The organism is Hyphomicrobium sp. DY-1 (genome assembly GCF_047497105.1).
GTDB lineage: Bacteria > Pseudomonadota > Alphaproteobacteria > Rhizobiales > Hyphomicrobiaceae > Hyphomicrobium_B.
Map to the genome: position 1 here is coordinate 2,678,633 of NZ_CP134870.1, position 22,064 is coordinate 2,700,696.

The window sequence follows — 22,064 nt, forward strand, 5'->3', positions numbered from 1 at the left end:
GGAGGGATCAGAGCTCGCTGAAGGTCCTGGTCGATTGCATCGAGCCGAAGTAGGTGCCGGTCCAACGTTCGACCTTCTCTGGTAAGAAAATAAAGCTCTGCATCTTATAGACGAGGCCGTTGCTCATCACGGTTTCGTCTTTCACGGGAATGGCATTGGCGGGAAGAAAGTAGGCGCAGGTCTGTTTGCCAACCACCTTGTTTACCTCATTGGCTGCGATCTCTTCCGAGTCGCCCGCAGCTTCCCGCTGAAGAAAAGCGACCTGTTCGTGCTTTTGACCGCAGAAATAGCCTGAGACCCGTACCGGGTCGTCGGAGCGAGCGGGTGCTGCGGCGCAAAGGGTGACGGTTGAAATAAGGAGAGCAATCCGTGAAATGCTTACGAGAGGCATGGGCTTCTCCAAAGGCTAAACGTTCACAAACTGGGTGAACCCAAACCTCGAGCGCGCGCCTCCGAGACCCTTCTTCTCAATTTCCTGAAAGCGTGAGGGAAGAATCGGTAGATCTCAACTGCAGCGGCGTCACATGCGTCTCGAAATCTCAGTGCACACACAGGAAAAGAGGCTGCCTGGCCGCGACTTGCATGCGATCCAGACAGCCGAGGAAATTTACTCAACAAGAAGCAGGAATGATTTCCCGGCATCCGAGGCTAGCTCTTTGTCGTCGAGCGTGCCGTCACTATCGGGATCGGCAGCCTTGAAGCGCTCTACAACGATCGCGTCGTATTCGTTCTGATCGAGCGTGCCATCGTTATCGGGGTCAGCAGCTTTCAGACCGGCTTCGTCAACGCGGCCGGACAGCTCTTTGCCATCAAGGGTTCCGTCCTTGTCGGGGTCCAGCTTGGTGAAGAGTTTTGTCGCGGCAGCTTTGGCTTCCGGCACATCGACCGTGCCGTCGTTGTCGGGATCAAGCGCGGTCAGAGGTGCCGAAGCGGCGATGGCCGGGTGTGCGTAGTGAACGGACGCCAATGCGGCGCCTGCCACCAGTGCTGCGACACCCAATAATCCAAATTTCATTTCGAAAAACTCCTCTATGGGCGATATGAAACGGCCCCCGTTTCGAAGTCGTTTCTTAAGCTCAGAGGACTACTTCCCTCCGAGATGCATACTGACAGCACGCTAACAGAGGACAACTTCCCGAATTAAGGTGATAAATAGGAAGAAATGTCGGGAACTATTTCCCAGATCGCTGTCCGGCTCGGCGAATATCGCAACCGCTCGGCAGCTTTCAGATCAGCTTCATTTCAAGGGCAATGCGGACCATTTCGGTCGAAGTGCGGGCGCCGAGCTTTTTCCGGAGGATCGCACAATCCGATGCGACGGTCTTATAGGACACGGAAATATCGTTGGCGATCTCGGCCATGCTTCGGCCGCGCGCCAGCATTCGCAGGACGAGCTGCTCGCGCTCGCTGAGAAGCGTTTCTGTTTGATGGTTTTGTGCCCGGAGCAGCGCCATCTCCTGCACGAGATCATCCGAGATCCACGTATCGCCGCGGGCGACCGCCAGCACGGCCTCGCGCAGATCGGTCGAGCCGCCGGTCTTGCTGACGTAGCCTCTTGCGCCGGCCTGGATCGCCTGAATCGCAAGGATCGGCGTATCGCTCGTCGAGAAGACGACGATGCGAGCTTCGCGGTCGTGGCCGACGAACTCACGTGTCAGCTCAAGGCCCGAGCCATCCGGAAGATTGATGTCGATGATCGTCACATCAGGATCTTCGCGCGGCATTGCGAGCCGTGCTTCTGCTGCCGTTCGCGCTTCGACGATCGCCATCCCATCGATTTGAGAAAAGAGCGCTCGGCAGCCGGATATGACGATCGGGTGATCCTCGACGATGAGAAGCTTCACGGTTGGTTGCGCTCACCTCAAGCATCCGAGCCCAAGCCGTTCTAACGAGCGAGAACCGATTATCAATGCCGATTTTAAAGGGATTTTTTCCCTCGACATGGCGAATTTTATCCCATGCCGCCCGATCGGCAATGATTGCCGACGTCATATGAAAAGAGGTTTCTGTTGCCGGCGAAATCACCCGGATATGTGCAAACTGCGGAGCAGGAAAATGACTCGCAGAAATCTTGGGAAATCGTACGCCGGGCGTTCCGATGAATTCGGTCGCCCGGCGCGAACTAAAAGTACAGACTGTTAGTACTGCTTCGGGCACCAGGATTCCGAAGACGATTTGCACCCCTCAGGGAATGCCTTCACCATCTTCTGGGCGGTCACCCATTCGTCCGTATCGACGCTGTTGTTTGAATCTGCGTCCATTGCCGTGAAGGTGGGGGCTGGATCGATCTTGAGCTTCGTCCAGTTTGCTTCCCACTCCGTGCGGCTGATGGAACCGTTGCCATCGGTGTCGATGATCTTGAACTTCTCGCCCCATTCGTCAGCGGACGCATAAACCGTGGAGGCGAGGACAAACGTGGCCGCTACGGCCGCCAGTCTCTTGAGCATGGTGTTTACTCCCAATCTTATTGCTTTTTCTGCTTGTTGCGCGGTGGCGTAGCCGAGTGCCACGGCGCGTACCAAGCAACACGCGGCGAGAGCGCACAGGCAATGGCATGCGTGGCAATTCTGGATGGGAGAGTTGGTAAGTGCGAACGGGACGTGCGTTCAGCGAGGACGCGCAAAGCGATTATTGGTGCTGAAACCCGTCGCCGCTGCCCGACAAACAGATTGCGTTCATCCCGAAGCAATAGGAATGCCGCTCGCGACAGTTATCTTTAGCACGAGGACCTAAAGTCGAAACTCGCGAATACGATGGCGCCGCGTGCTGAGGACTTCAATGCGACCTCCGCACGCCAGCGCAAACGGACTGAGTTCGCGTACGGCTCGGCGGTCGGCCCGCCTGTGCTGGATTCTTCGGCCGTTGCATTGCTGGTGCCCAGAAGAGGACTCGAACCTCCACGCCTTGTGAGCGCTAGTACCTGAAACTAGTGCGTCTACCAATTCCGCCATCTGGGCTTGCGGGTGTCAGGTAAATTGGTCCGCAGCGGAAGTCAATTGCGTGACGTATGCATCTTGCAGGCTTTTGGGGCCATATCGCGTGAGCCAGGCCAGATTGCGGGTAAAGTCGTCCTTCGTGTGCTTCACACGGTCGCTCAGGCTCGCTAGATGTGAGGCTGGCCGGGTGGCAGGCCGACGGCTGCAGCGAGGTTTCGAATGGCAGGAAACGGTAAACTAGCGACGGTTTTCGGCGGGTCCGGGTTCGTCGGGCGTCATATCGTGTGGTCGCTGGCGCGAAAGGGATACCGGGTGCGTGCTGCGGTCCGCAGACCGGATCTCGCGGGCTATCTGCAACCCATGGGCGTCGTCGGGCAGATCTTTCCGGTCCAGGCCAATCTGAGATTTGCCGATTCGGTGGCGCGGGCCGTCGAGGGGGCTGACGTCGTCATCAACGCTGTGGGGATTTTGGCGCCGACAGGGGCACAATCCTTCGACGCGATCCACGTTGAAGGCGCCGCCAGGATCGCGAAAGCCGCGAAGGCGGCGGGCGCCGAGCGCCTTGTTCACATCTCGGCTATCGGCGCGGATAAGACCTCGCCGGCCAAGTACGCCCAGACGAAGGCGCTGGGCGAGGAGGCGATGTTCGCTGGCTTCCCAGGCGCTATGGTGCTGAGGCCGTCGATCATTTTCGGTCCGGAGGACGAGTTCTTCAATCGCTTCGCCGCTATGGCGCGGGTTAGTCCGTTTCTGCCTCTGATCGGCGGCGGCGTTACGAAGTTCCAGCCGGTGTTCGTCGGCGACGTCGGTCATGCTGCTGCGGCGGCGGCAACCGGCGCGGGTACGCCTGGCACGACCTACGAACTTGGCGGGCCGCAGGTTTCGACCTTCAAGGAGCTTTTGAAGCTGACGCTCGACTATTCGGATCGCAAGCGGCTTTTGCTGCCCATTCCATTCTGGATGGCCAAGCTCATGGCTGCGCTGACCTGGCCGCTGCCGAATACGCTTCGGCCGATGACGGTCGATCAGGTCCGGTTGCTGCAGTCAGATAATGTGGTGTCTGAGGGTGCCAAAAAGGACGGTCGGACAATCATGGCGCTCGACGTTCCGCGGCCAGCCGCCGTCGATGGCGTGGTTCCAGCGTATCTTGAGCGTTTCAAGGCACGGGGCCAGTACGCCCATTACCATCCGTGAGCTTTGCTTAAGCTGCGCTGCCTGTAAGCGCGAAAGCCTTCGGCACGCCGGCCGCCCATGCCTTTGGGCGGCCCCCTGCCGGTTCATAGCACCCCCCTGTGGGCCGGCGGACGATTTATACGTCGCCCGTTCAGCCGCGGGTCAGTGTAGCGGTGCGATCGACAACTCGTCTTCCTGAGCATGCCCGATTGCGGCCTGCAGCGTATCGGTCAACGCGATGGGCGTGCCGTCAGCCGCATGCAGCGAGAACAGAGGGATGCCCTTTGGCAAGCCTTCGATCTGCGGAAACATTTCCAGAGCTTCGTCCGAGGTCAATGTCTTGATGTAAGCGACCTCGCCGCCGCCAAGCCGTGCAAGCTCCAGTTCGCTCATGACCGGCGCGACGGCATCGTGGATGTCGGCAGATTTCGCGGTGGACTTAGTATTCATGACGCTCTTCCTCCTTGTGTCGAGGCCGGGCTCTCATCGCAAACCGGGAACCGCGGCCCACACAGGGGCCTCTCGATCTGCTCGTCTGCTCCGATCCTCCGACGATTCGGTCGCTTGCGCTGTGACGCGAAAGACTCAGCTCAGGTGCGGCTTTTGGTTGGCTTGGCCGCTCCGATCTCAATCCGGCGTACGAGGCGCTCAGGCTCAAGCCGCTGCAAGTCGACGGCCAGGAGGCCATTCGCAAGCTCTGCGCTTTTGACCTCGATGCCGTCTGCAAGGACGAACGTTCGCGAAAACTGCCGGGATGCGATGCCCCGGTAGAGATAATCGCGAGCCTTATCGTCCTGCTGCTTGCCACGAACCGTCAATTGTTTGTCTTCGAGCGTTATCTCGAGGTCGTCACGCGTGAACCCAGCCACAGCCAGGGTGATCCGCAAAAGCTCACCGGAATCGCCGTCCTTGGCGACCCTTTCTATATTGTACGGTGGGTAACCATCCCCGCCTTTGGTCGCGCGGTCAACCAACCGCTCGATCTCTTCAAAACCCAGAAGCAGGGGGTTCGAAAGTGCCGTTACACGCGTCATATGAAGGTCCTTAAGCAAGCGACCAACGTCCTATTCCCAGATGCCTTGCGGCCATCTGCCTCGCCGTCACAACTGCCCGGCGATTTGATGAAGATATGGGAACCGGTGACCGGTCTTCAAGCGGCAGGAGACGTCGCGCGGACCGGGCGTGTCGCTGGCGCCTCGGGGAGCCGGAAATCAGGGATTATCCGGAATTCCGCCTTAGTGCTGCCTGCCTTGGCCGCGAAGACGCAGAGCTTTTTCAGCTCGGGTTGCGTGGGGAATCTATGACGCCGGCTTCTGCGCTCTTTGTCTCGGTTTTAGCCTTTTTCTCTCTTTCAGCCGGTTCGGCCGTAATGGCTCAGGATGCGGCCAAGCCGGCCGTCGCCGGAGACTCCGGGACCGTTCTCGGCGACCCTGACGGTCCGCTGACGCCGGAGGAGAAAGCCGAGAAGGAGGCGCGGAAGGCGTGCAAGGTCGACCTTTGTCGTGCCTTTCACTCAAAAGATGCATCCGGTCCTGATATCGCCTGCCACGTCATCAAGAGCTGGCGGAAGGAGCAGTTGGCGAAGCTTGTCAGCAAGGTGAAGATCACTTGGCCGTACGAGGGTGCGCATTGCTCGATGGATCTCAACGTGAAGAGGGCCGACCTCGTTAAGGCGATGGCTGAGCCGAAAGCGGAAATCCAGTTCGCCAAGCATACCGTGACGTGTTCGATCGCAAGCGAGAAGAAGGGTCCCACGGACTTCTCGTTTGAGCTGACGCCGAAGGTGACGTTCGAGGACGGCAAAGCCGTCAGCGCAAAGGCTGAGTGGGGCAAGATTGAAGCGCCTACTCTGATCAAAAGCGCGCTTTGGACCGCGACGGCTGCTGACAATACCGTGAACATTCTATCGGGCTCTATTGTCGAAGAAGTGAACACGTTCATCGGCAAGCGATGCGATGAGGTGAAAGATCAATGGGCTGCCAAGCAATAGGCAGCTCGCATATCAATTCGCAAAAGCGAAGTGTTATAATGTTATTAGGCGCGCTTATGAGCGATTATGGCAAATACGATTGGCCCCCGTTGGTTTGACGATATAGGTAGCTCACGTTGTGAAGCGTGGACTAACCACTCTTGGAGGAACCCATGAAGACGTGGTCGAAGCCCGAAGTTCGCGAGCAGGAAGTTGGTCTCGAAGTGACCAGCTACCTACCGGCTGAGATCGACGTCATCTAACTTTAGGTGATGTCGGCTTAGGTGGAACTTTGAGCGGCGGTCGAGGGCACTCGGCCGTCGCTTTTGTTTGAGCGGAACTCAGCCAGAATTTTCGATCGCCTCGCGCTTTTCTTCCAGTTCCAGCCAAAGCGTTTCAGCGGTTTCGAGCTGCTGCTGAGCCTGTTGCAGGCGTTCGCTTGTCTTATCGAATGCGGCGCGGTCGCGGGTGAAAAGCTCGGCGTCGGCGAGTTTGGCGCCGAGAGTTTTGATTTCCGTCTCAAGCTTTGCGATCTCGCCGGGAAGCGTCGATAGCGCGTGCTTGTCCTTGAAGGACAGCTTCTGTCTTGCGGGCGCGGCGGCGGAAGATGCAGTGTTGCCTTCCGACGATTTTGCTGGTGATGCCGCTTGTTTTTGATCTTTCTCTAAAGCATCGCCTTTGCGTTGGGCGAGCATATCGGAATATCCGCCGGCATATTCGGTCCAATTCCCGTTTCCGGTCGGGGCCAATACGCTCGTTACAATTCGGTCGAGAAAATCGCGATCGTGGCTGACGAGGAGAATCGTGCCGCCGTAATCCGACAGCAATTCTTGCAGCAGATCGAGCGTTTCGAGATCGAGATCGTTCGTCGGCTCATCGAGCACGAGGACATTCGAGGGCTTTGCGAGCGCGCGAGCCAACATCAGACGGGCGCGCTCTCCGCCTGAGAGCACACGGATGGGTGACAGCCGCTGCTCGGGAAGGAACAGAAAGTCCTTCATATAGCTCGCGACGTGACGCGCCTTGCCGTTGATGACGACCTGGTCGCCGCGGCCGCCGGTCAAGGCATCCGCGACGGTCCAATTCGGATTAAGTTCGTCGCGGCGCTGGTCGAGCGCGACGACTTCAAGGTTGGCGCCGTGGCGGATCGTGCCGCTGTCCGGTGCGATCTGGCCCGTCAGGAGCTTGATGAGCGTGGTTTTGCCTGCGCCGTTCGGGCCGACGATGCCGAGCCGGTCGCCGCGCATGATACGCAGGTCGAGGTTCTTGATGATATCGACGCCTTCGTAGCTCTTCGAAATGCCGGTCGCCTCCGCGACGAGCTTGCCGGAGATGCTGCCTTCCGCAGCGTCGAGGCGGACGCTGCCGACGACATGGCGCTGCTCTCGGACCTCCTGGCGCATGGCGCGAAGCTCACGCACGCGGCGGACGTTGCGCTTGCGCCGTCCGGTGACGCCGCCGTGCATCCACTGGTCTTCGCGGACGATCTTGCGGTCGAGCTTGTGGCGCTCGATCTCCTCTTCTTCGAGAACCTTATCGCGCCAGTCTTCGAAAGCAGCGAAGCCTTGTTCGAGCCGCCGGGTCTTGCCGCGGTCGAGCCAGACCGTGGCGCGCGACAGGTTTTCGAGAAAGCGCCGGTCGTGGCTAATGAGAAGCAGCGCCGAGCGCATGCCGAGGAGTGTTGTTTCAAGCCATTCGATGGCGGTCAGGTCGAGGTGGTTCGTCGGCTCATCGAGCAGCAGAACGTCGGGCTTGGCGGCAATGACACGGGCCAGAGCCGCACGGCGGGATTCGCCGCCCGAAAGATGCTGCGGCTCGCTGTCTCCTGAAAGGCCAAGCTCGGCCAAAAGATACTCCGCCTGATAAGGATCGTCGGTTGGTCCGAGGCCGGCAACGACATAATCCCGGACGGTCGAGAAGCCATTGAAGTCGGCTTCTTGCGGCAGATAACGAACGCTGGCGCTGGGATGGGCGAAGCGCTCGCCGCTATCGGGCTCGACCAGCCCTGCAGCGATTTTCAGCAACGTCGATTTGCCGGAGCCGTTGCGGCCGACGAGGCAGATGCGGTCGCCGGGCGCGACCGTCAGTTCCGCGCCTTCAAGCAGCGGCGTGCCGCCGAACGTCAGATTGATGTCTTTGAGGGTAATCAGGGGAGGTGCCATGCGCCCCTCGTAGCGGGGGATGCGTGCGGGATCAATCGCAACCTCGCGCCCCGTGCGTCCGTCAGCAGCAGCGGTTGATTTTGCCGCTGCCCTCGCCGTAGCGGCTCGCCTGTCGTTCGCGGAAAAAGGCCTCGTAGCTCATGACCGGCTCGTCGGGATGCGCGTGGCGGCGATGGGCGACGTAAGCGTCATAATCGGGAATGCCGACCATGAGGCGGGCAGTGCGGATGATGCGCTGGGCGAGCCTGAAAATCGGAGCCGTGACGGTTTCGCGCATGGGGCTTACTCCGCTGGAACGGCGGCAGCTTCGCGCGCCGTTACGTGAGGGTTGTCGAGCGCCTGGACGATGGCCCGTATGCTAAAGCCTGCCATCGCGATGACCACCGCGCCCAGCAGCGCCGTCAACGTGGCGTTGACGTAGTCATTGAAGACAATGCGATGCATATCGCCAATGGATTTGGCGGGCGCCAGGATTTGGTCCGCTGTGAGCGCGCTTGCGAATTTATCCGCGTGGGCCAGAAAGCCGATGGCTGGATTATCGCTGAAGATTTTCTGCCAGCCTGCGGTCAACGTGCAGACGCCGAGCCATGTCGCGGGCGCGAGCGTGACCCAGGCATAGCGTTCGCGTTTCAGCTTGAAGAGAACGACCGTCCCTAAAAGCAGCGCGATGCAAGCGAGCATCTGGTTCGAAATGCCAAATAGCGGCCACAGCGTGTTGATGCCGCCCAACGGATCGACGACGCCTTGATAAAGGAAATAACCCCAGCCGAGAACCGCGATGCCGGTCGCGACAATGTTGGCGCTCCAGGATTTTGTCGCTCTGAACGAGGGGATGGCGGTGCCGATGAGATCCTGGATCATGAAGCGTGCGACGCGTGTTCCCGCGTCGATCGTTGTCAGGATGAAAAGCGCCTCGAACAGGATGGCGAAGTGATACCAGAACGCCATCAGCGCTTTGCCGCCAATGGCGTTTGAAAGGATTTCGGCCATGCCGACAGCAAGCGTCGGGGCGCCGCCGGTGCGGGACAGAATGGTCGTCTCGCCGACGTCAGATGCGGCTTGTTTCAACACATCCGGTGTAATCGCGAAGCCCCATCCGGAAATTGCCGATGCGGCGGTTTCGGGTGTCGTGCCGATCAGCGCGGGCGGGCTGTTCAATGCGAAGTAAATGCCAGGTTCGAGCGTCGTCGCCGCGACCATGGCCATGATCGCCACGAAGCTTTCCATCAGCATCGCACCGTAGCCGATGACACGGGCGTTCACTTCATTGTCGAGCATCTTCGGCGTCGTGCCCGATGAAATCAGCGCATGAAAGCCGGAGATCGCGCCGCAGGCGATCGTGATGAAGAGGAACGGAAAGAGGCTGCCGGAGAAGACCGGGCCGGAGCCGTCAGCGAATTTCGTCACGGCAGGCATTTTGAGGTCGGGCAGGACGACGAAGATGCCGAGCGCGAGGCCGACGATGGTGCCGATTTTCAGGAACGTCGAAAGGTAGTCGCGCGGCGCCAGCAAGGCCCAGACCGGAAGAACGGAAGCGACGAAGCCGTAAGCGATCAGCATCATCGAAAGCGCTTCGCCGGAATAGTCGAACAGGGGAGCAAGTGTTGCGTCGGCGGCGACATTGCGGCCGAAGATAAGCGACAGCATCAGCAACACGAAGCCGATCAGCGACATTTCTCCGATCCGGCCGGGCCGTATGAAGCGCCCGTAGATCCCCATCAGGACCGCGATCGGGATAGTCATTGCGACAGTAAAGGTTGCCCAGGGACTGTGTGTCAGGGCTTTGACGACAACAAGGGCCAGCACGGCAAGCAAGATCACCATGATGATGAGGACGCCGATCATGGCGATGGTGCCGGCGATGTCGCCTAGCTCGCTGCGGATCATTTCGCCGAGCGAGCGGCCGTCGCGGCGCACGGATGCCCAGAGCACGATGAAATCCTGTGCAGCGCCCGCGAACACGGCGCCTGCGATCAGCCACAGCGTGCCGGGCAGATAGCCCATCTGTGCCGCCAGAACCGGGCCGACGAGGGGACCGGCGCCCGCAATTGCCGCGAAGTGGTGGCCGAACAGCACCGTTTTGTCGGTCGGGCAGTAGTCCAGGCCGTCATTGAAGCGCTGGGCGGGCGTGAGACGATCTGCGTCGAGCTGTAAAACCTTATTGGCGATGAACCGCGCATAGAAGCGGTCGGCCAGTAGATAGGAGCAGATGGCGGCCATGACGAGCCAGATGGCGTTGATCGTCTCGCCGCGCGAAAGTGCAACGATGCCGAGCGCAACAGCGCCGAGCACCGCGACGCTGGTCCACATGAGTTTTGCTTGGATGTTCGTCATCGTCTCCGTCCTTTGACGCCTGCGATTATGCTTCGCAAGTCGCCGTTTGGCCGAAGACTACATAAAATGTGTGGTGAAGAGCCAGCAGGGCTCGTTGCGTGGATGGCCGTCTGCGCGGCCATGACGGGATTATTGATTGCAGTGGCTCGGTCGCTGCGCGAGTTTGGCGTGACCGCCTTCGCCCTATGGGCTTGCCGAGCCGGAACCCAAGGGGCGCCAAATTGCGCGCAGGGTTGGCGTGGCGGCTGTGCGCGAGTGAAAAATTGGTGGAGCTAACCGGGATCGAACCGGTGACCTCTTGCATGCCATGCAAGCGCTCTCCCAGCTGAGCTATAGCCCCGAACCACTTCAAGCGGCGGGGCTGGTTCCCGCCGAAGACCCGCCTGATAAGTCGTCTTTGCAAAAACTGCAAGGACGTTCGACAGGAATATTAGGGCTCTTCGTCGCCCTCGCCTGCCGGGCCGCCGATGATGTTCGACACATCGCCGCCCTCTTCTTCCTCTTCCTCGAGGAAGGTCTCGTCATCGTCAGCGCCGCCGGCGTCATCCGTTTCGACGTCCGCCAAAGCCTCTTCGCCCTCGACTGCCGGCAAATCACCGTCGTCATCGCTGACGGGTTTCTTGGCCTTCTTGGCGGCAAGATCACGCTGTTCGGCCTGCAGAGCCGCCAGCGCTGCCGGGGACGATGCGATCACGTATTTCGTGCCGCAAAACGGGCAAATGATCGGGTCGTGTCCCAGATCATAAAAGCGCTCGTCGCAATTCTGACAGGTGCGCTTCGTCCCGCGCTCTTGCTTGGTCGCCATTCGTCGTGCCTCAGTTCTCGGAAATTCAAGGGAGCCCGTCTGCCATAGGCGTCGTCCCCTGTCAAAACGAAAAGGTGGGACGAAGTGGGGATGCGTCAAGGTCTTCCCTGATCGAGCGCTTGACCGGACGGCCCCGGTGCCGTTGACAGAGCGTCGCGGCGCGGTGTCTATCCGGAGCGAAATTGTCCGGAAAATTGCCCGCCGGCCTTGGATTCTAACGCTTTGGAACGTCTCAATTGAACGCGCAATCTCCAGCAAAACCGCTCTCAGCGCTCAAGGCTGGCCCACTCGTAGGGCGGGTCAGGGTTCCGGGCGACAAATCGATCTCGCACCGCGCGCTCATTTTTGGGGCGTTGGCGACAGGTACAACGCGGATCAAGGGACTTTTGGAGGCCGAGGACGTCATCAACACGGCTCGGGCTGTCGCGGCGCTAGGGGCTTCGGCTGAGAAGCAGGGCGATCTTTGGGTCGTGAAGGGGCGAGGCGTGGGTGGCCTGCGGACGCCGGACGGGCCGCTGGATTTCGGCAACTCGGGTACCGGGACGCGTCTGATGATGGGAGTCGTCGCAGGGCACCCTATCACCGTGACGATGACGGGCGATGCCTCGCTTTCGAGGCGGCCGATGCGGCGGGTCCTAGGGCCGCTGGTCGAGATGGGCTTGGAGATCATGGAGCCCGGCAAGGAGACGTTGCCGCTTACGCTTCGCGGCACGAGCGAGCTGATGCCGATCGTCTATCGGCTGCCGGTGCCGTCGGCGCAGGTGAAAAGCGCGGTTTTGATCGCGGGTCTGCACGCAGCCGGGAAAACGACCGTCATCGAGCGTGAGCCGACGCGCGATCATACCGAGCGCATGCTTCGGCATTTCGGCGCGACCGTTACGAACGAAACGAAGGGCGAAGAGACGTATATCACGGTCGATGGTGATGCTGAGCTGGCCGGCAAAGACATCATCGTTCCCGGCGACCCATCATCGGCTGCGTTTCTCGTGGCGGCAGCGCTGATCGTGCCGGGGTCCGATATCACTATCGAAGGCGTGCTCGTCAATCCGACGCGGACGGGTCTTTATCTCACGCTGCAGGAGATGGGCGGCGACCTCACGTTCGAGAATGCGCGCGAAGAAGGGGGCGAGCCGGTTGCCGATATTCGCGTCAGATTTTCACGCCTGAAGGGGGTACATGTCCCGGCCGAACGGGCACCGTCGATGATCGACGAATACCCGGTTCTGGCGGCGATCTCGGCGTTTGCCGAAGGACAGACGTGGATGGACGGCTTGGCGGAACTGAAGGTCAAGGAAAGCGATCGCCTTCAGGCGACAGCTGCGGGCCTCATCGCGAATGGTGCGCGCGCGGATGTCGATGGCGATACGCTGAAAGTTGAAGGCGGAGGCGGGCTCAACGGCGGCGGCATCGTCGCGACGCATCTGGATCATCGCATCGCGATGGCGTTTTTGACGGCCAGCCTCGCTAGCAAGACGCCCATTGTTGTCGATGACGCGACGATGATTGCGACAAGCTTTCCGGAATTCCGGCCGATCATGGAAACGCTAGGGGCGCGTTACGCCGAGGTGGCGCGATGACCCTGATCATCGCCATCGACGGCCCGGCCGCATCGGGCAAAGGTACGCTTGCGAGGCGTGTTGCGGCGCATTTCAGTCTGCCGTGGCTTGATACGGGATTGCTTTATCGGGCAGTGGCGCGCGACGTGCTGGCAAATGGCGCAGCGCTTGATGACATTGCTGCAGCGGAGGCTGCTGCGCGTGCGATCTTAGCGGAAACGCTCGACGATCCGGCGTTACGTGGGCCGAGGGCCGGCGACGCGGCGTCCATCGTGGCGAAAATTCCGGAAGTTCGCGCCGCGCTTCTCGATTATCAGCGTGCCTTCGCTGGGCAGGACGGGGGCGCCGTGCTGGACGGCCGGGATATTGGCACGGTCGTTTGTCCTGGAGCGCATGTAAAGGTTTTCGTCACGGCGTCCGACGAGGCGCGGGCGCAGCGGCGCTTTTTGGAGCATCAGGGGCGCGGCGAAAACATTTCGTATGATGATCTGCTGACGGATATTCGGCAACGCGATGCGCGCGACCGTGGGCGCTCCACGGCGCCTATGCTTGCCGCGCGAGACGCGATGCACCTCGATACGACCGAGCTTGATGCTAATCAGGCTTTCGATGCCATGATGACGTTGATCAGGACCAAGCTCGGCAGTCTCTAAGCGTCCGAGGCCCACATTTCGCGATCCGGAAATCCTCAGTCGTGGTCGATCTCTTCCTTTAAGAGCGCCCCGGAATGAGGATCGACATGGAACTCCGTGATCTTACCGTTTTTGACGCCCTTGCCTTCCCAATAGCCATCATCAGCGTGAAGGCCGGTGATATTTGAATATCCCGCGGCTTCCAGCTTCTTCGTCACGTGTTCCTTGGGCATCCAGTCGGCGCCGGGGACGTCGTTATCGGCAAAGGCGGCTGCGCTTCCGGCCACTCCGAGAACCATTGCGAGTGCTATTGTTTTCATAGCGTTCATTTTCGCGGCTCCTATGCAGAGTTATCGAAGATCAAAGCACAACGCAGTTCCTTAAGGTGAGGTTGCGACGCACTGTGCAATGCCGGACATTTTCGCGGAGCGAGGTCGCAAACGAGGTTCTGCATAACCAATTCACTTTAGTGGCATAAACGGCGGTCGGGCGTTTGTGTTAAACAGTCGGGCAAAGTCGCCAACGAAAGCGTTTCCGAGCGAAGGACGGTATGGGCAAAGAGGAACAAAAGTCTTCGAAGGCCGAGGACGCCGAAATCCAGGATTGGCGCGAGTCGATCTCGTCCGTCATCGCCTATGAAGGCACCGATCGGGCTGACGATATTCTGGGTGAAGTGGTCGAGCGGGCGCGTGCAAGCGGTGCAGCGATCCCGTTTGCATCGAGCACGGCGTACATCAACACTATCCCCGTTCGCGACGAGGCACCGCTTCCGGGCGATCGCGAGCTTGAGCATCGGATTGCCGCGGCAATCCGATGGAACGCCGCCGCGATGGTGCTTCGTTCAAACAAAGAGTCGAGCGAGCTTGGCGGGCACATCGCCAGCTATCAGTCGGCAGCGACGCTCTATGAAACCGGCTTCAATCATTTCTGGCACGCGCCGTCGGAGGAACACGGCGGCGATCTCGTGTTGATCCAAGGCCACTCTTCGCCCGGCATTTATGCGCGAGCGTTTCTGGAAGGGCGGCTTACCGAAGATCAGCTTTTGAATTTCCGGCAGGAAGTCGGCGGGCACGGGCTGTCATCTTATCCGCATCCATGGCTGATGCCGGATTTCTGGCAATTCCCGACTGTCTCCATGGGCCTCGGGCCGCTTATGGCAATCTATCAGGCGCGCTTTCTCAAATATCTGCATGCACGCGGGCTCGCGGACACCGAGGACCGGAAGGTCTGGGTGTTTTGCGGCGACGGCGAAATGGACGAGCCGGAAAGTCTCGGCGCGATTTCTCTGGCGGGCCGAGAGAAGCTCGACAACCTGATTTTCGTCATCAATTGCAACCTGCAGCGTCTCGACGGGCCGGTGCGTGGTAACGGCAAGATCATCCAGGAACTCGAACGGAATTTCCGCGGTGCCGGATGGAACGTCATCAAGGTTATTTGGGGTTCGCAGTGGGACGAGCTTCTGGCGAAGGACACGACGGGCAAGCTTCGCCAGTTGATGGAAGAATGCGTCGATGGTGAATACCAAGTCTTCAAGTCGCGCGATGGGGCTTTCATTCGCAAGCACTTCTTCGGCCGCTATCCCGAGACAGCGGCGCTCGTCGAAGATTGGTCGGATGATAAGATATGGCGGCTGACACGCGGCGGTCACGATCCCTCGAAAGTCTATGCGGCTTATGCCGAAGCGGTTGCGCACAAAAACCAACCGACGTGCACCCTGGCGAAAACCGTCAAAGGTTACGGCATGGGCGCGGCGGGCGAGGGCACGATGCTCGCGCACTCGTCCAAGAAGATGGACGTCGATACGCTGCGTCAGTTCCGCGATCGCTTCAAGATACCGGTAAGCGACGCGGAGATGGAGAAGCTGCCGTTCGTCCGCCTGCCGAAAGGGTCGCCGGAAGACAACTATCTGCACGCGATGCGCGACAAGCTCGGCGGGTATCTGCCGCAACGGCGGCGGAAGTCGATCTCGCTCGAAGCACCGCCGTTGTCGTTATTCGAGTCACAACTTAAAGGCTCGGACGGCCGCGAGATTTCGACGACGATGGCGTTCGTCCGCATTCTGACGGCGCTGATGCGCGACAAGGCGCTGGGTCGCCGCATCGTGCCGATCGTGCCCGATGAGAGCCGCACGTTCGGCATGGAGGGCATGTTCCGGCAGTTCGGCATTTTCAGTCAGGTCGGGCAGCTTTACGTGCCGCAAGATGCCGATCAGCTGATGTTCTATAAGGAAGACAAGCACGGTCAGATGCTGCAGGAAGGCATCAACGAGGCCGGTGCGATGGCGTCGTGGATCGCGGCCGCGACGAGCTATGCGACATCGAACGTGCCGATGATGCCGTTCTATATTTTCTATTCGATGTTCGGATTCCAGCGCGTCGGCGATCTTGCCTGGGCGGCCGGTGACGAGCGTTCGCGCGGCTTTCTGATCGGCGGTACGTCGGGGCGGACGACGCTCAACGGCGAAGGTTTGCAGCATGAAGATGGGCATAGCCATCTCATGTCGGCGACGGTGCCGAACTGCGTGTCTTATGATCCGACGTTCAACTACGAGGTCGCCGTCATCATTCAAAGCGGTCTCAAGCGCATGCTGCAGGATCAGGAGGACGTGTTCTTCTATCTGACGCTGCTGAACGAGAACTACGAGCATCCGCCGATGCCGGAGGGTGCTGAGGCCGGCATCATCAAGGGGATGTATCTTTTTCGCGAGGGGGCGAAGAATGCCAAAGGCCACAAGGTGCAGTTGATGGGCTCGGGCGCCATTCTGCGCGAAGTCATCGCCGCCGCCGATTTGTTGCGCGACGATTGGGGTGTTGAAGCCGATATCTGGAGCGTGACGAGCTTCACCGAGCTTGCGCGCGAAGCGCACGACGTTGAGCGCTGGAACCTGCTGCACCCAACAGAGACGCCGCGCGTGCCCTATGTCACGCAGATGGTTTCAGGCCGCGGCGAAGGGCCGGTGATTGCATCGACCGACTACATCAAGATGTTTGCGGAGCAAATCCGCCCTTCGGTGCCGAACAAATATTCGGTGCTTGGAACCGACGGCTTTGGCCGCTCGGACTATCGCCGCACGTTACGGTATTTCTTCGAGGTCGATCGTCACTTTGTGACGATTGCGGCGCTGAAGGCGCTGGCTGATGAAAACAAGATTCCGTCGATCAACGTGGCGGAAGCCATCTCGAAATACGGGATTGATCCCGAAAAGCCCAATCCCGCGCATAGCTGATAACGCACAGGTTCGCTCTCATGCCGCTCGTCGATGTCAAAGTTCCGAATATCGGTGACTTCGAAAATGTGCCGATCATCGAGATTCAGGTGAAGCCCGGTGATGAGGTCAACGCCGACGATCCGCTGATTACGCTCGAAAGCGACAAGGCGTCGATGGATGTGCCGTCGCCTGCGAAAGGCAAGGTCGCAGAAATTCTCGTAACGATCGGCGACAAGGTCAGCGAGGGCAGCGCCATTCTGCGGCTCGACACGGCGGGCGAGAGCAAGATAGAGCCGGTCGCAAACGGCAAAAGCCGCGAAGCGGACGCCGCTCCGAAATCCAAGGCAGCGGAAAATTCTTTCCCCGCGGAGCCTGACGAAGAAGGCGAACTGCCGCCGCCTGCCGATTTCGATGCGGTCTTTGCGAGTCCATCCGTGCGGCGCATCGCGCGCGAACTCGACGTCGATCTGACGAAAGTGAAAGGTACTGGCAACAAGGGGCGGATCACTAAGGAGGATGTAAAGGCTTTCATCGCGCGGAGTGGAACGCCAGCGGGATCGGGCGCGGCAATGTCCGGCATTCCGGAAATCCCGCCGCAGGATTTTGCGAAGTATGGGCCGGTCGAGACGAAGCCGATGTCGCGTTTGAAGCGGCTGACTGGGCCAAATCTGCATCGCGCGTGGCTCAACGTTCCGCACGTCACCAATTCGGACGATGCGGATATCACCGATCTCGAAGCCTATCGCAAAGAACTCGACGCGACGGCGAAGACGAAGGGCTATCGCGTGACACTCGTGGCGTTTCTGCTGAAAGCTTCCGTCTCGGCATTGAAGGAATATCCCGAGGTCAACGCGTCGCTCGCCCCGAGCAAGGATGCGCTGATCCTGAAGCGCTATTACAACATCGGCGTCGCGGTCGACACGCCGGATGGACTAGTCGTGCCCGTGATCAAGGATGTCGACCGCAAGGGCATCCTGGAACTCAGTCAAGAGTTGACGGCGGTATCGGCGCGGATGCGCGACGGCAAGATCACGCCAGCGGATATTCAAGGCGCGACGTTCTCGATTTCGAGCCTCGGCGGCATCGGCGGCACGAACTTCACGCCGATCGTCAATGCGCCGGAAGTCGCCATTCTCGGGGCGGTGCGTGCGCAGATGAAACCGGTTTGGGACGGCTCGACATTTCAGCCTCGGCTGATGCTGCCGCTGTGCCTGTCCTACGATCATCGCGTGGTGGACGGCGCGCTTGCTGCGCGCTTCCTGCGCAAGATCTGCGATGCGCTGGCAGATGTGCGGCAGCTGGTGCTATAGGCCGCCGACATGAGCAAAAAAGAAATCCGCGTTCCCGATCTCGGCGACTTCAAGGACGTGCCCATCATCGAAGTGCACGTGAAGGCTGGCGCAAGCGTTGCGCCGGAAGATCCGCTCATTACGCTCGAAAGCGATAAAGCGTCGTTCGACGTTCCGGCGCCGGAAGCCGGGAAGATCGTCGATCTGCTTGTCAAGGTTGGCGACAAAGTGAGCGAAGGCAGCGTGATCCTGACCCTCGAGTCGGGCGCGGCGACGGCTCCATCGCAGCAGGAAGCTTCGACGAAGACAGAGGCCGCACCCGTCGCGTCTGCTGCGAAAGATTATTCGGGCGATGCGGATCATAACTGCGAGGTGCTCGTGCTCGGCGCTGGGCCGGGTGGCTATTCTGCGGCGTTCCGCGCGGCTGACCTCGGAGCGAAGACCATCCTTGTCGATCGCTGGCCGATGCTCGGGGGTGTCTGCCTGAATGTCGGCTGCATCCCGTCGAAGGCGCTGTTGCACACGGCTTTCGTTATCGACGAAGCTGCGGCGCTCGCGAAACACGGCATCTCGTTCGGATCGCTGAAAGTCGATTTGAAAAAGCTTGCAGCCTTCAAGGATGGGGTCGTCAGTAAATTGACCGGCGGCCTCGCTTCAATGGCGAAGGCGCGTAAGGTGACGACGTTGCGGGGCACGGGCACATTCGTGGGTGCGCACCATCTGAAGGTGCGGTTCGACGACGGACATGAAGAGACCGTGCGCTTTGAGAACGCGATCATCGCTGCAGGATCAGAGGCGGTCGCGTTGCCGTTCATGCCGTCCGATCCGCGTATCGTCGATTCCACCGGCGCGCTCGAATTGCGTCAGGTTCCGGACAAGATGCTTGTTATCGGTGGCGGCATCATCGGACTCGAAATGGCGACGGTCTATTCGACGCTCGGCGCGCGGCTCGATGTCGTCGAGTTGCTCGATGGCTTGATGCCTGGCGCGGATCGCGATCTCGTCAGCACCTGGCAGAAGGTCAATGCGCGTCGTTTCGACAAGGTGATGCTGAAGACGAAAGTCGTCGCGGCGGAAGCGAAGCGCGACGGTATCTGCGTGACGTTTGAGGGCGAGAATGCGCCGCCTGAGCCGCAGCGTTACGGTCTCGTGCTCGTGGCCGTCGGACGCAAGCCGAACGGGAAAATGATAGCGGCGGATAACGCGGGCGTGGCAGTTTCCGAGCGTGGCTTCATTCCGGTCGACAAGGACATGCGCACGAATGTCCCGCATATCTTTGCCATCGGCGATATCGCAGACGAGCCGATGCTGGCGCATAAGGCCGTTCATCAGGGGCATGTTGCGGCTGAGAATGCCGCCGGTAAAAAAAATTTCTTCGATGTGCGGCAGGTCCCGTCGGTCGCCTATACCGACCCGGAGATTGCCTGGGCCGGTCTGACTGAGGTCGAGGCCAAGGCGCGCGGGATTGCTTACAAAAAAGCGGTGTTTCCGTGGGCGGCTTCAGGCCGGGCCATCGCCAATGGCCGCGATGAAGGCTTCACCAAGCTGCTTTTTGACGAGAAAACAGAACGGATTATAGGCGGCGCCGTCGTCGGGACGGAGGCCGGAAACCTGATTTCCGAGATTTGCCTGGCAATCGAGATGGGGGCCGACGCGGTCGATATCGGCAGGACAATCCATCCGCATCCGACGTTGTCGGAATCGGTCGGCATGGCCGCCGAGGTGGCGGAAGGCGTCTGCACGGACCTGATGCCAGCGAAGCCGCCGCGGCCGAAAAGTTAAGGCCCTGCAACCCTTGCGTTTGCGAGGCCGGTTCGTTATATCCACCCTCATTCGACGTCACCGTCGGATGGTCATGAGGAAGATCAGCCGGTTGGGCGCCCTATAGGGCCCCCGAATTCTGACCGGTAGGGCTGCGGCCCATCACGGTGACATCATTCCAGAGATATCAGCGCCAATAAACCGGGCATTGCGTTCGCGCGGCTCGGATCAATGGCGTTTTCAACCATTCAACGCAACACGCTTGGCCGCAGCGCCGAGCTTACGTCATCAACCTAGGAGACCTAATGTCCGCTGAACTCGCTACCAAAGAACTTAACCCCTCGCGCGAGGATTTTGCCGCCCTCCTCGCTGAAAGCCTTGCCAAGGACGACCTGTTCGAAGGCTCCGTCGTTAAGGGCAAGATCGTCGGCATCGAAAAAGACATGGCGATCATCGACGTTGGCCTGAAGATGGAAGGCCGCGTTGCAATGAAGGAATTCGGCGTCGGCGGAAAGCCCGGCGACCTCAAAGTCGGCGATACCGTCGAAGTCTACCTGGAGCGCGTCGAGAATGCGCTCGGTGAAGCGGTTCTGTCGCGCGACAAGGCTCGCCGCGAAGAAAGCTGGACGCGCCTCGAACGCCTCTATGAAAAGGGCGAAAAGGTCACGGGCGTCATCTTCAATAAGGTCAAGGGCGGTTTCACCGTCGATCTCGACGGCGCCGTCGCGTTCCTTCCGGGCAGCCAAGTCGATATTCGTCCGGTTCGCGATATCGGACCTCTGATGCATCAGCAGCAGCCCTTCCAGATCCTGAAGATGGATCGCCGTCGTGGCAACATCGTCGTTTCGCGTCGTTCGGTTCTCGAAGAGAGCCGTGCCGAGCAGCGCACCGAGATCGTCGCGCGTCTGGCAGAAGGCCAGATCATCGACGGCCTCGTCAAGAACATCACCGACTACGGCGCGTTCATCGACCTTGGCGGCATCGACGGCCTGCTGCACGTCACCGATATGGCATGGCGCCGCGTCAATCATCCGTCCGAAATCCTCAACGTCGGCGATACGGTGAAGGTGCAGATCATCCGCATCAATCCGGAAACGCAGCGTATTTCGCTCGGCATGAAGCAGCTGCAGTCGGATCCGTGGTCTTCGATCGAGAGCAAGTATCCGATCGGCGCGAAGGTGAAGGGCACCGTCACGAACATCGCTGATTACGGCGCGTTCGTTGAGCTGGAGCCGGGCGTCGAAGGCCTGATTCACGTCTCGGAAATGAGCTGGACGAAGAAGAACACGCACCCGGGCAAGATCGTTTCGACGAGCCAGCAGGTCGAAGTGCAGGTTCTCGAAGTCGATCCGCAGAAGCGCCGTATCTCGCTTGGCTTGAAGCAGACGCAGGAAAATCCGTGGGATTCGTTCCTGACGCAGCACCCGAAGGGTTCTGTCGTCGAAGGTCCGATCCGCAACATCACGGAATTCGGTCTGTTCATCGGCCTCGATAACGGCATCGACGGCATGGTCCACCTGTCCGACCTCGACTGGCAGAAGCCGGGCGACGAAGTCATCAAGGACTACAAGAAGGGCGACAACGTCAAAGCCGTCGTTCTCGACGTTGATGGCTCGAAGGAGCGCATCTCTCTCGGTATCAAGCAGCTCGCCGGCGATCCGGCCGACGCGATGGCGAAGTACAAGAAGGGCGATGCCGTGACCGGCACGGTCACATCGGTCAGCGAGGCTGGCATTGAGGTTCGCATTGCGGACAGCGAGCTGACGTCGTTCATCAAGCGCGGCGATCTCTCGCGTGACCGCTCCGAGCAGCGTCCGGAGCGCTTCAACGTCGGCGATAAGGTCGATGCGGCAGTTCTGTCGGTCGACAAGGCCGCCCGCCGGATCGCGGTTTCGATCAAGGCTCTCGAGCTGGCTGAAGAGAAGCAGGCGGTTGCGCAGTACGGCTCGTCCGACTCGGGTGCTTCGCTGGGCGACATCTTCAAGGCCGCGATCAAGAAGCGCGAAGGCGCCGAAGAGAACGAATAAGGCCGAGGCCGGCAACGGTCTTGAAAGGAATATTAATAAGCGCGCGGCAACCCCTGCTGCGCGCTTAACTTTTGTACGAGACGCCGCAGCGTGCCCCGTTGCCCGCGAGGCAAACCTTGCCTACGTTCGCGCGCAGAATGCATCCCGTGCTGGTGGCCCCCCGGTTCTCCCAGCTCGTGTGCCGAGGGAGAGGCTACCCTATGCTTGAAACG

The 22,064-nt window shown here is 60.0% G+C and carries 20 protein-coding genes and 2 tRNA genes; 9 read left to right on the forward strand and 13 right to left on the reverse strand.

Annotated elements, in window-relative coordinates:
• Positions 1-7: 7 nt before the first annotated feature.
• From RLW41_RS12675 to RLW41_RS12695, 5 genes are all read right to left on the reverse strand, one after another.
• On the reverse strand, positions 8-391 hold the full coding sequence (locus RLW41_RS12675; RefSeq protein WP_409562069.1) for a hypothetical protein: 384 nt from the start codon (positions 389-391) through the stop codon (positions 8-10).
• 216 nt (positions 392-607) lie between these two features.
• Complete coding sequence (locus tag RLW41_RS12680; RefSeq protein ID WP_414461658.1) at positions 608-1,015, reverse strand: EF-hand domain-containing protein; 408 nt, start codon at positions 1,013-1,015, stop codon at positions 608-610.
• A gap of 211 nt (positions 1,016-1,226) precedes the next feature.
• Positions 1,227-1,844: a response regulator gene (locus RLW41_RS12685; protein ID WP_409562071.1), complete on the reverse strand. Its 618-nt coding sequence runs from the start codon at positions 1,842-1,844 to the stop codon at positions 1,227-1,229.
• A 294-nt stretch (positions 1,845-2,138) separates the two neighbouring features.
• The gene (locus tag RLW41_RS12690) at positions 2,139-2,447 is read right to left on the reverse strand and encodes a hypothetical protein (RefSeq protein ID WP_414461659.1); all 309 of its coding nucleotides are present in this window, start codon (positions 2,445-2,447) and stop codon (positions 2,139-2,141) included.
• A 424-nt stretch (positions 2,448-2,871) separates the two neighbouring features.
• A tRNA-Leu gene (locus RLW41_RS12695) sits at positions 2,872-2,957 on the reverse strand.
• Positions 2,958-3,155: 198 nt separating this feature from the next.
• Here RLW41_RS12695 and RLW41_RS12700 point away from each other — a divergent pair.
• On the forward strand, positions 3,156-4,130 hold the full coding sequence (locus RLW41_RS12700) for a complex I NDUFA9 subunit family protein (protein ID WP_414461660.1): 975 nt from the start codon (positions 3,156-3,158) through the stop codon (positions 4,128-4,130).
• Between the two features lie 141 nt (positions 4,131-4,271).
• Here the strand turns inward: RLW41_RS12700 and RLW41_RS12705 are convergent, their stop codons facing one another.
• The gene (locus RLW41_RS12705; protein ID WP_013946167.1) at positions 4,272-4,559 is read right to left on the reverse strand and encodes a DUF1150 domain-containing protein; all 288 of its coding nucleotides are present in this window, start codon (positions 4,557-4,559) and stop codon (positions 4,272-4,274) included.
• Positions 4,560-4,699: 140 nt separating this feature from the next.
• The gene (locus RLW41_RS12710; protein WP_409562073.1) at positions 4,700-5,143 is read right to left on the reverse strand and encodes an Hsp20 family protein; all 444 of its coding nucleotides are present in this window, start codon (positions 5,141-5,143) and stop codon (positions 4,700-4,702) included.
• 266 nt (positions 5,144-5,409) lie between these two features.
• On the opposite strand from RLW41_RS12710, the gene RLW41_RS12715 reads away from it, so the two are divergent.
• A complete protein-coding gene (locus RLW41_RS12715) occupies positions 5,410-6,099 on the forward strand; it encodes a hypothetical protein (RefSeq protein WP_414461661.1) in 690 nt (229 codons plus the stop codon).
• Positions 6,100-6,251: 152 nt separating this feature from the next.
• Complete coding sequence (gene pqqA / locus RLW41_RS12720) at positions 6,252-6,341, forward strand: pyrroloquinoline quinone precursor peptide PqqA (protein ID WP_015598624.1); 90 nt, start codon at positions 6,252-6,254, stop codon at positions 6,339-6,341.
• 78 nt (positions 6,342-6,419) lie between these two features.
• Here the strand turns inward: pqqA and RLW41_RS12725 are convergent, their stop codons facing one another.
• The 5 genes from RLW41_RS12725 to RLW41_RS12745 form a co-directional block, all read right to left on the reverse strand.
• Positions 6,420-8,240 (reverse strand): ABC-F family ATP-binding cassette domain-containing protein, encoded by a 1,821-nt coding sequence (locus tag RLW41_RS12725; RefSeq protein WP_414461662.1) that lies wholly within the window; start codon positions 8,238-8,240, stop codon positions 6,420-6,422.
• Between the two features lie 61 nt (positions 8,241-8,301).
• Positions 8,302-8,517 (reverse strand): YbdD/YjiX family protein, encoded by a 216-nt coding sequence (locus RLW41_RS12730; RefSeq protein ID WP_024275318.1) that lies wholly within the window; start codon positions 8,515-8,517, stop codon positions 8,302-8,304.
• Between the two features lie 5 nt (positions 8,518-8,522).
• Positions 8,523-10,574, reverse strand: a complete 2,052-nt coding sequence (locus RLW41_RS12735; protein ID WP_414461663.1) for a carbon starvation CstA family protein — start codon at positions 10,572-10,574, stop codon at positions 8,523-8,525.
• Between the two features lie 264 nt (positions 10,575-10,838).
• A tRNA-Ala gene (locus RLW41_RS12740) sits at positions 10,839-10,914 on the reverse strand.
• A 90-nt stretch (positions 10,915-11,004) separates the two neighbouring features.
• Positions 11,005-11,379: a TIGR02300 family protein gene (locus RLW41_RS12745; RefSeq protein ID WP_013946176.1), complete on the reverse strand. Its 375-nt coding sequence runs from the start codon at positions 11,377-11,379 to the stop codon at positions 11,005-11,007.
• 236 nt (positions 11,380-11,615) lie between these two features.
• Here RLW41_RS12745 and aroA point away from each other — a divergent pair, with 236 nt between their 5' ends.
• Positions 11,616-12,956, forward strand: a complete 1,341-nt coding sequence (gene aroA / locus RLW41_RS12750; protein ID WP_414461664.1) for a 3-phosphoshikimate 1-carboxyvinyltransferase — start codon at positions 11,616-11,618, stop codon at positions 12,954-12,956.
• Positions 12,953-13,588 (forward strand): (d)CMP kinase, encoded by a 636-nt coding sequence (gene cmk, locus RLW41_RS12755; protein WP_409562079.1) that lies wholly within the window; start codon positions 12,953-12,955, stop codon positions 13,586-13,588. The genes aroA and cmk overlap by 4 nt, the downstream gene beginning before the upstream one ends.
• A 35-nt stretch (positions 13,589-13,623) precedes the next feature.
• Here the strand turns inward: cmk and RLW41_RS12760 are convergent, their stop codons facing one another.
• Positions 13,624-13,896, reverse strand: coding sequence for a PepSY domain-containing protein (locus RLW41_RS12760; RefSeq protein WP_414461665.1), 273 nt, complete (start codon positions 13,894-13,896; stop codon positions 13,624-13,626).
• 221 nt (positions 13,897-14,117) lie between these two features.
• On the opposite strand from RLW41_RS12760, the gene aceE reads away from it, so the two are divergent.
• From aceE to rpsA, 4 genes are all read left to right on the forward strand, one after another.
• Entirely contained in the window at positions 14,118-16,793 is a 2,676-nt protein-coding gene (gene aceE, locus RLW41_RS12765) for a pyruvate dehydrogenase (acetyl-transferring), homodimeric type (protein ID WP_414461666.1), read from the forward strand.
• A gap of 20 nt (positions 16,794-16,813) precedes the next feature.
• Positions 16,814-18,085 (forward strand): 2-oxo acid dehydrogenase subunit E2, encoded by a 1,272-nt coding sequence (locus RLW41_RS12770; RefSeq protein ID WP_414461667.1) that lies wholly within the window; start codon positions 16,814-16,816, stop codon positions 18,083-18,085.
• Between the two features lie 9 nt (positions 18,086-18,094).
• Positions 18,095-19,846, forward strand: coding sequence for a dihydrolipoyl dehydrogenase (lpdA, locus tag RLW41_RS12775; RefSeq protein WP_414461668.1), 1,752 nt, complete (start codon positions 18,095-18,097; stop codon positions 19,844-19,846).
• A gap of 284 nt (positions 19,847-20,130) precedes the next feature.
• Entirely contained in the window at positions 20,131-21,852 is a 1,722-nt protein-coding gene (gene rpsA / locus RLW41_RS12780; protein ID WP_409562084.1) for a 30S ribosomal protein S1, read from the forward strand.
• Positions 21,853-22,064: the final 212 nt, after the last annotated feature.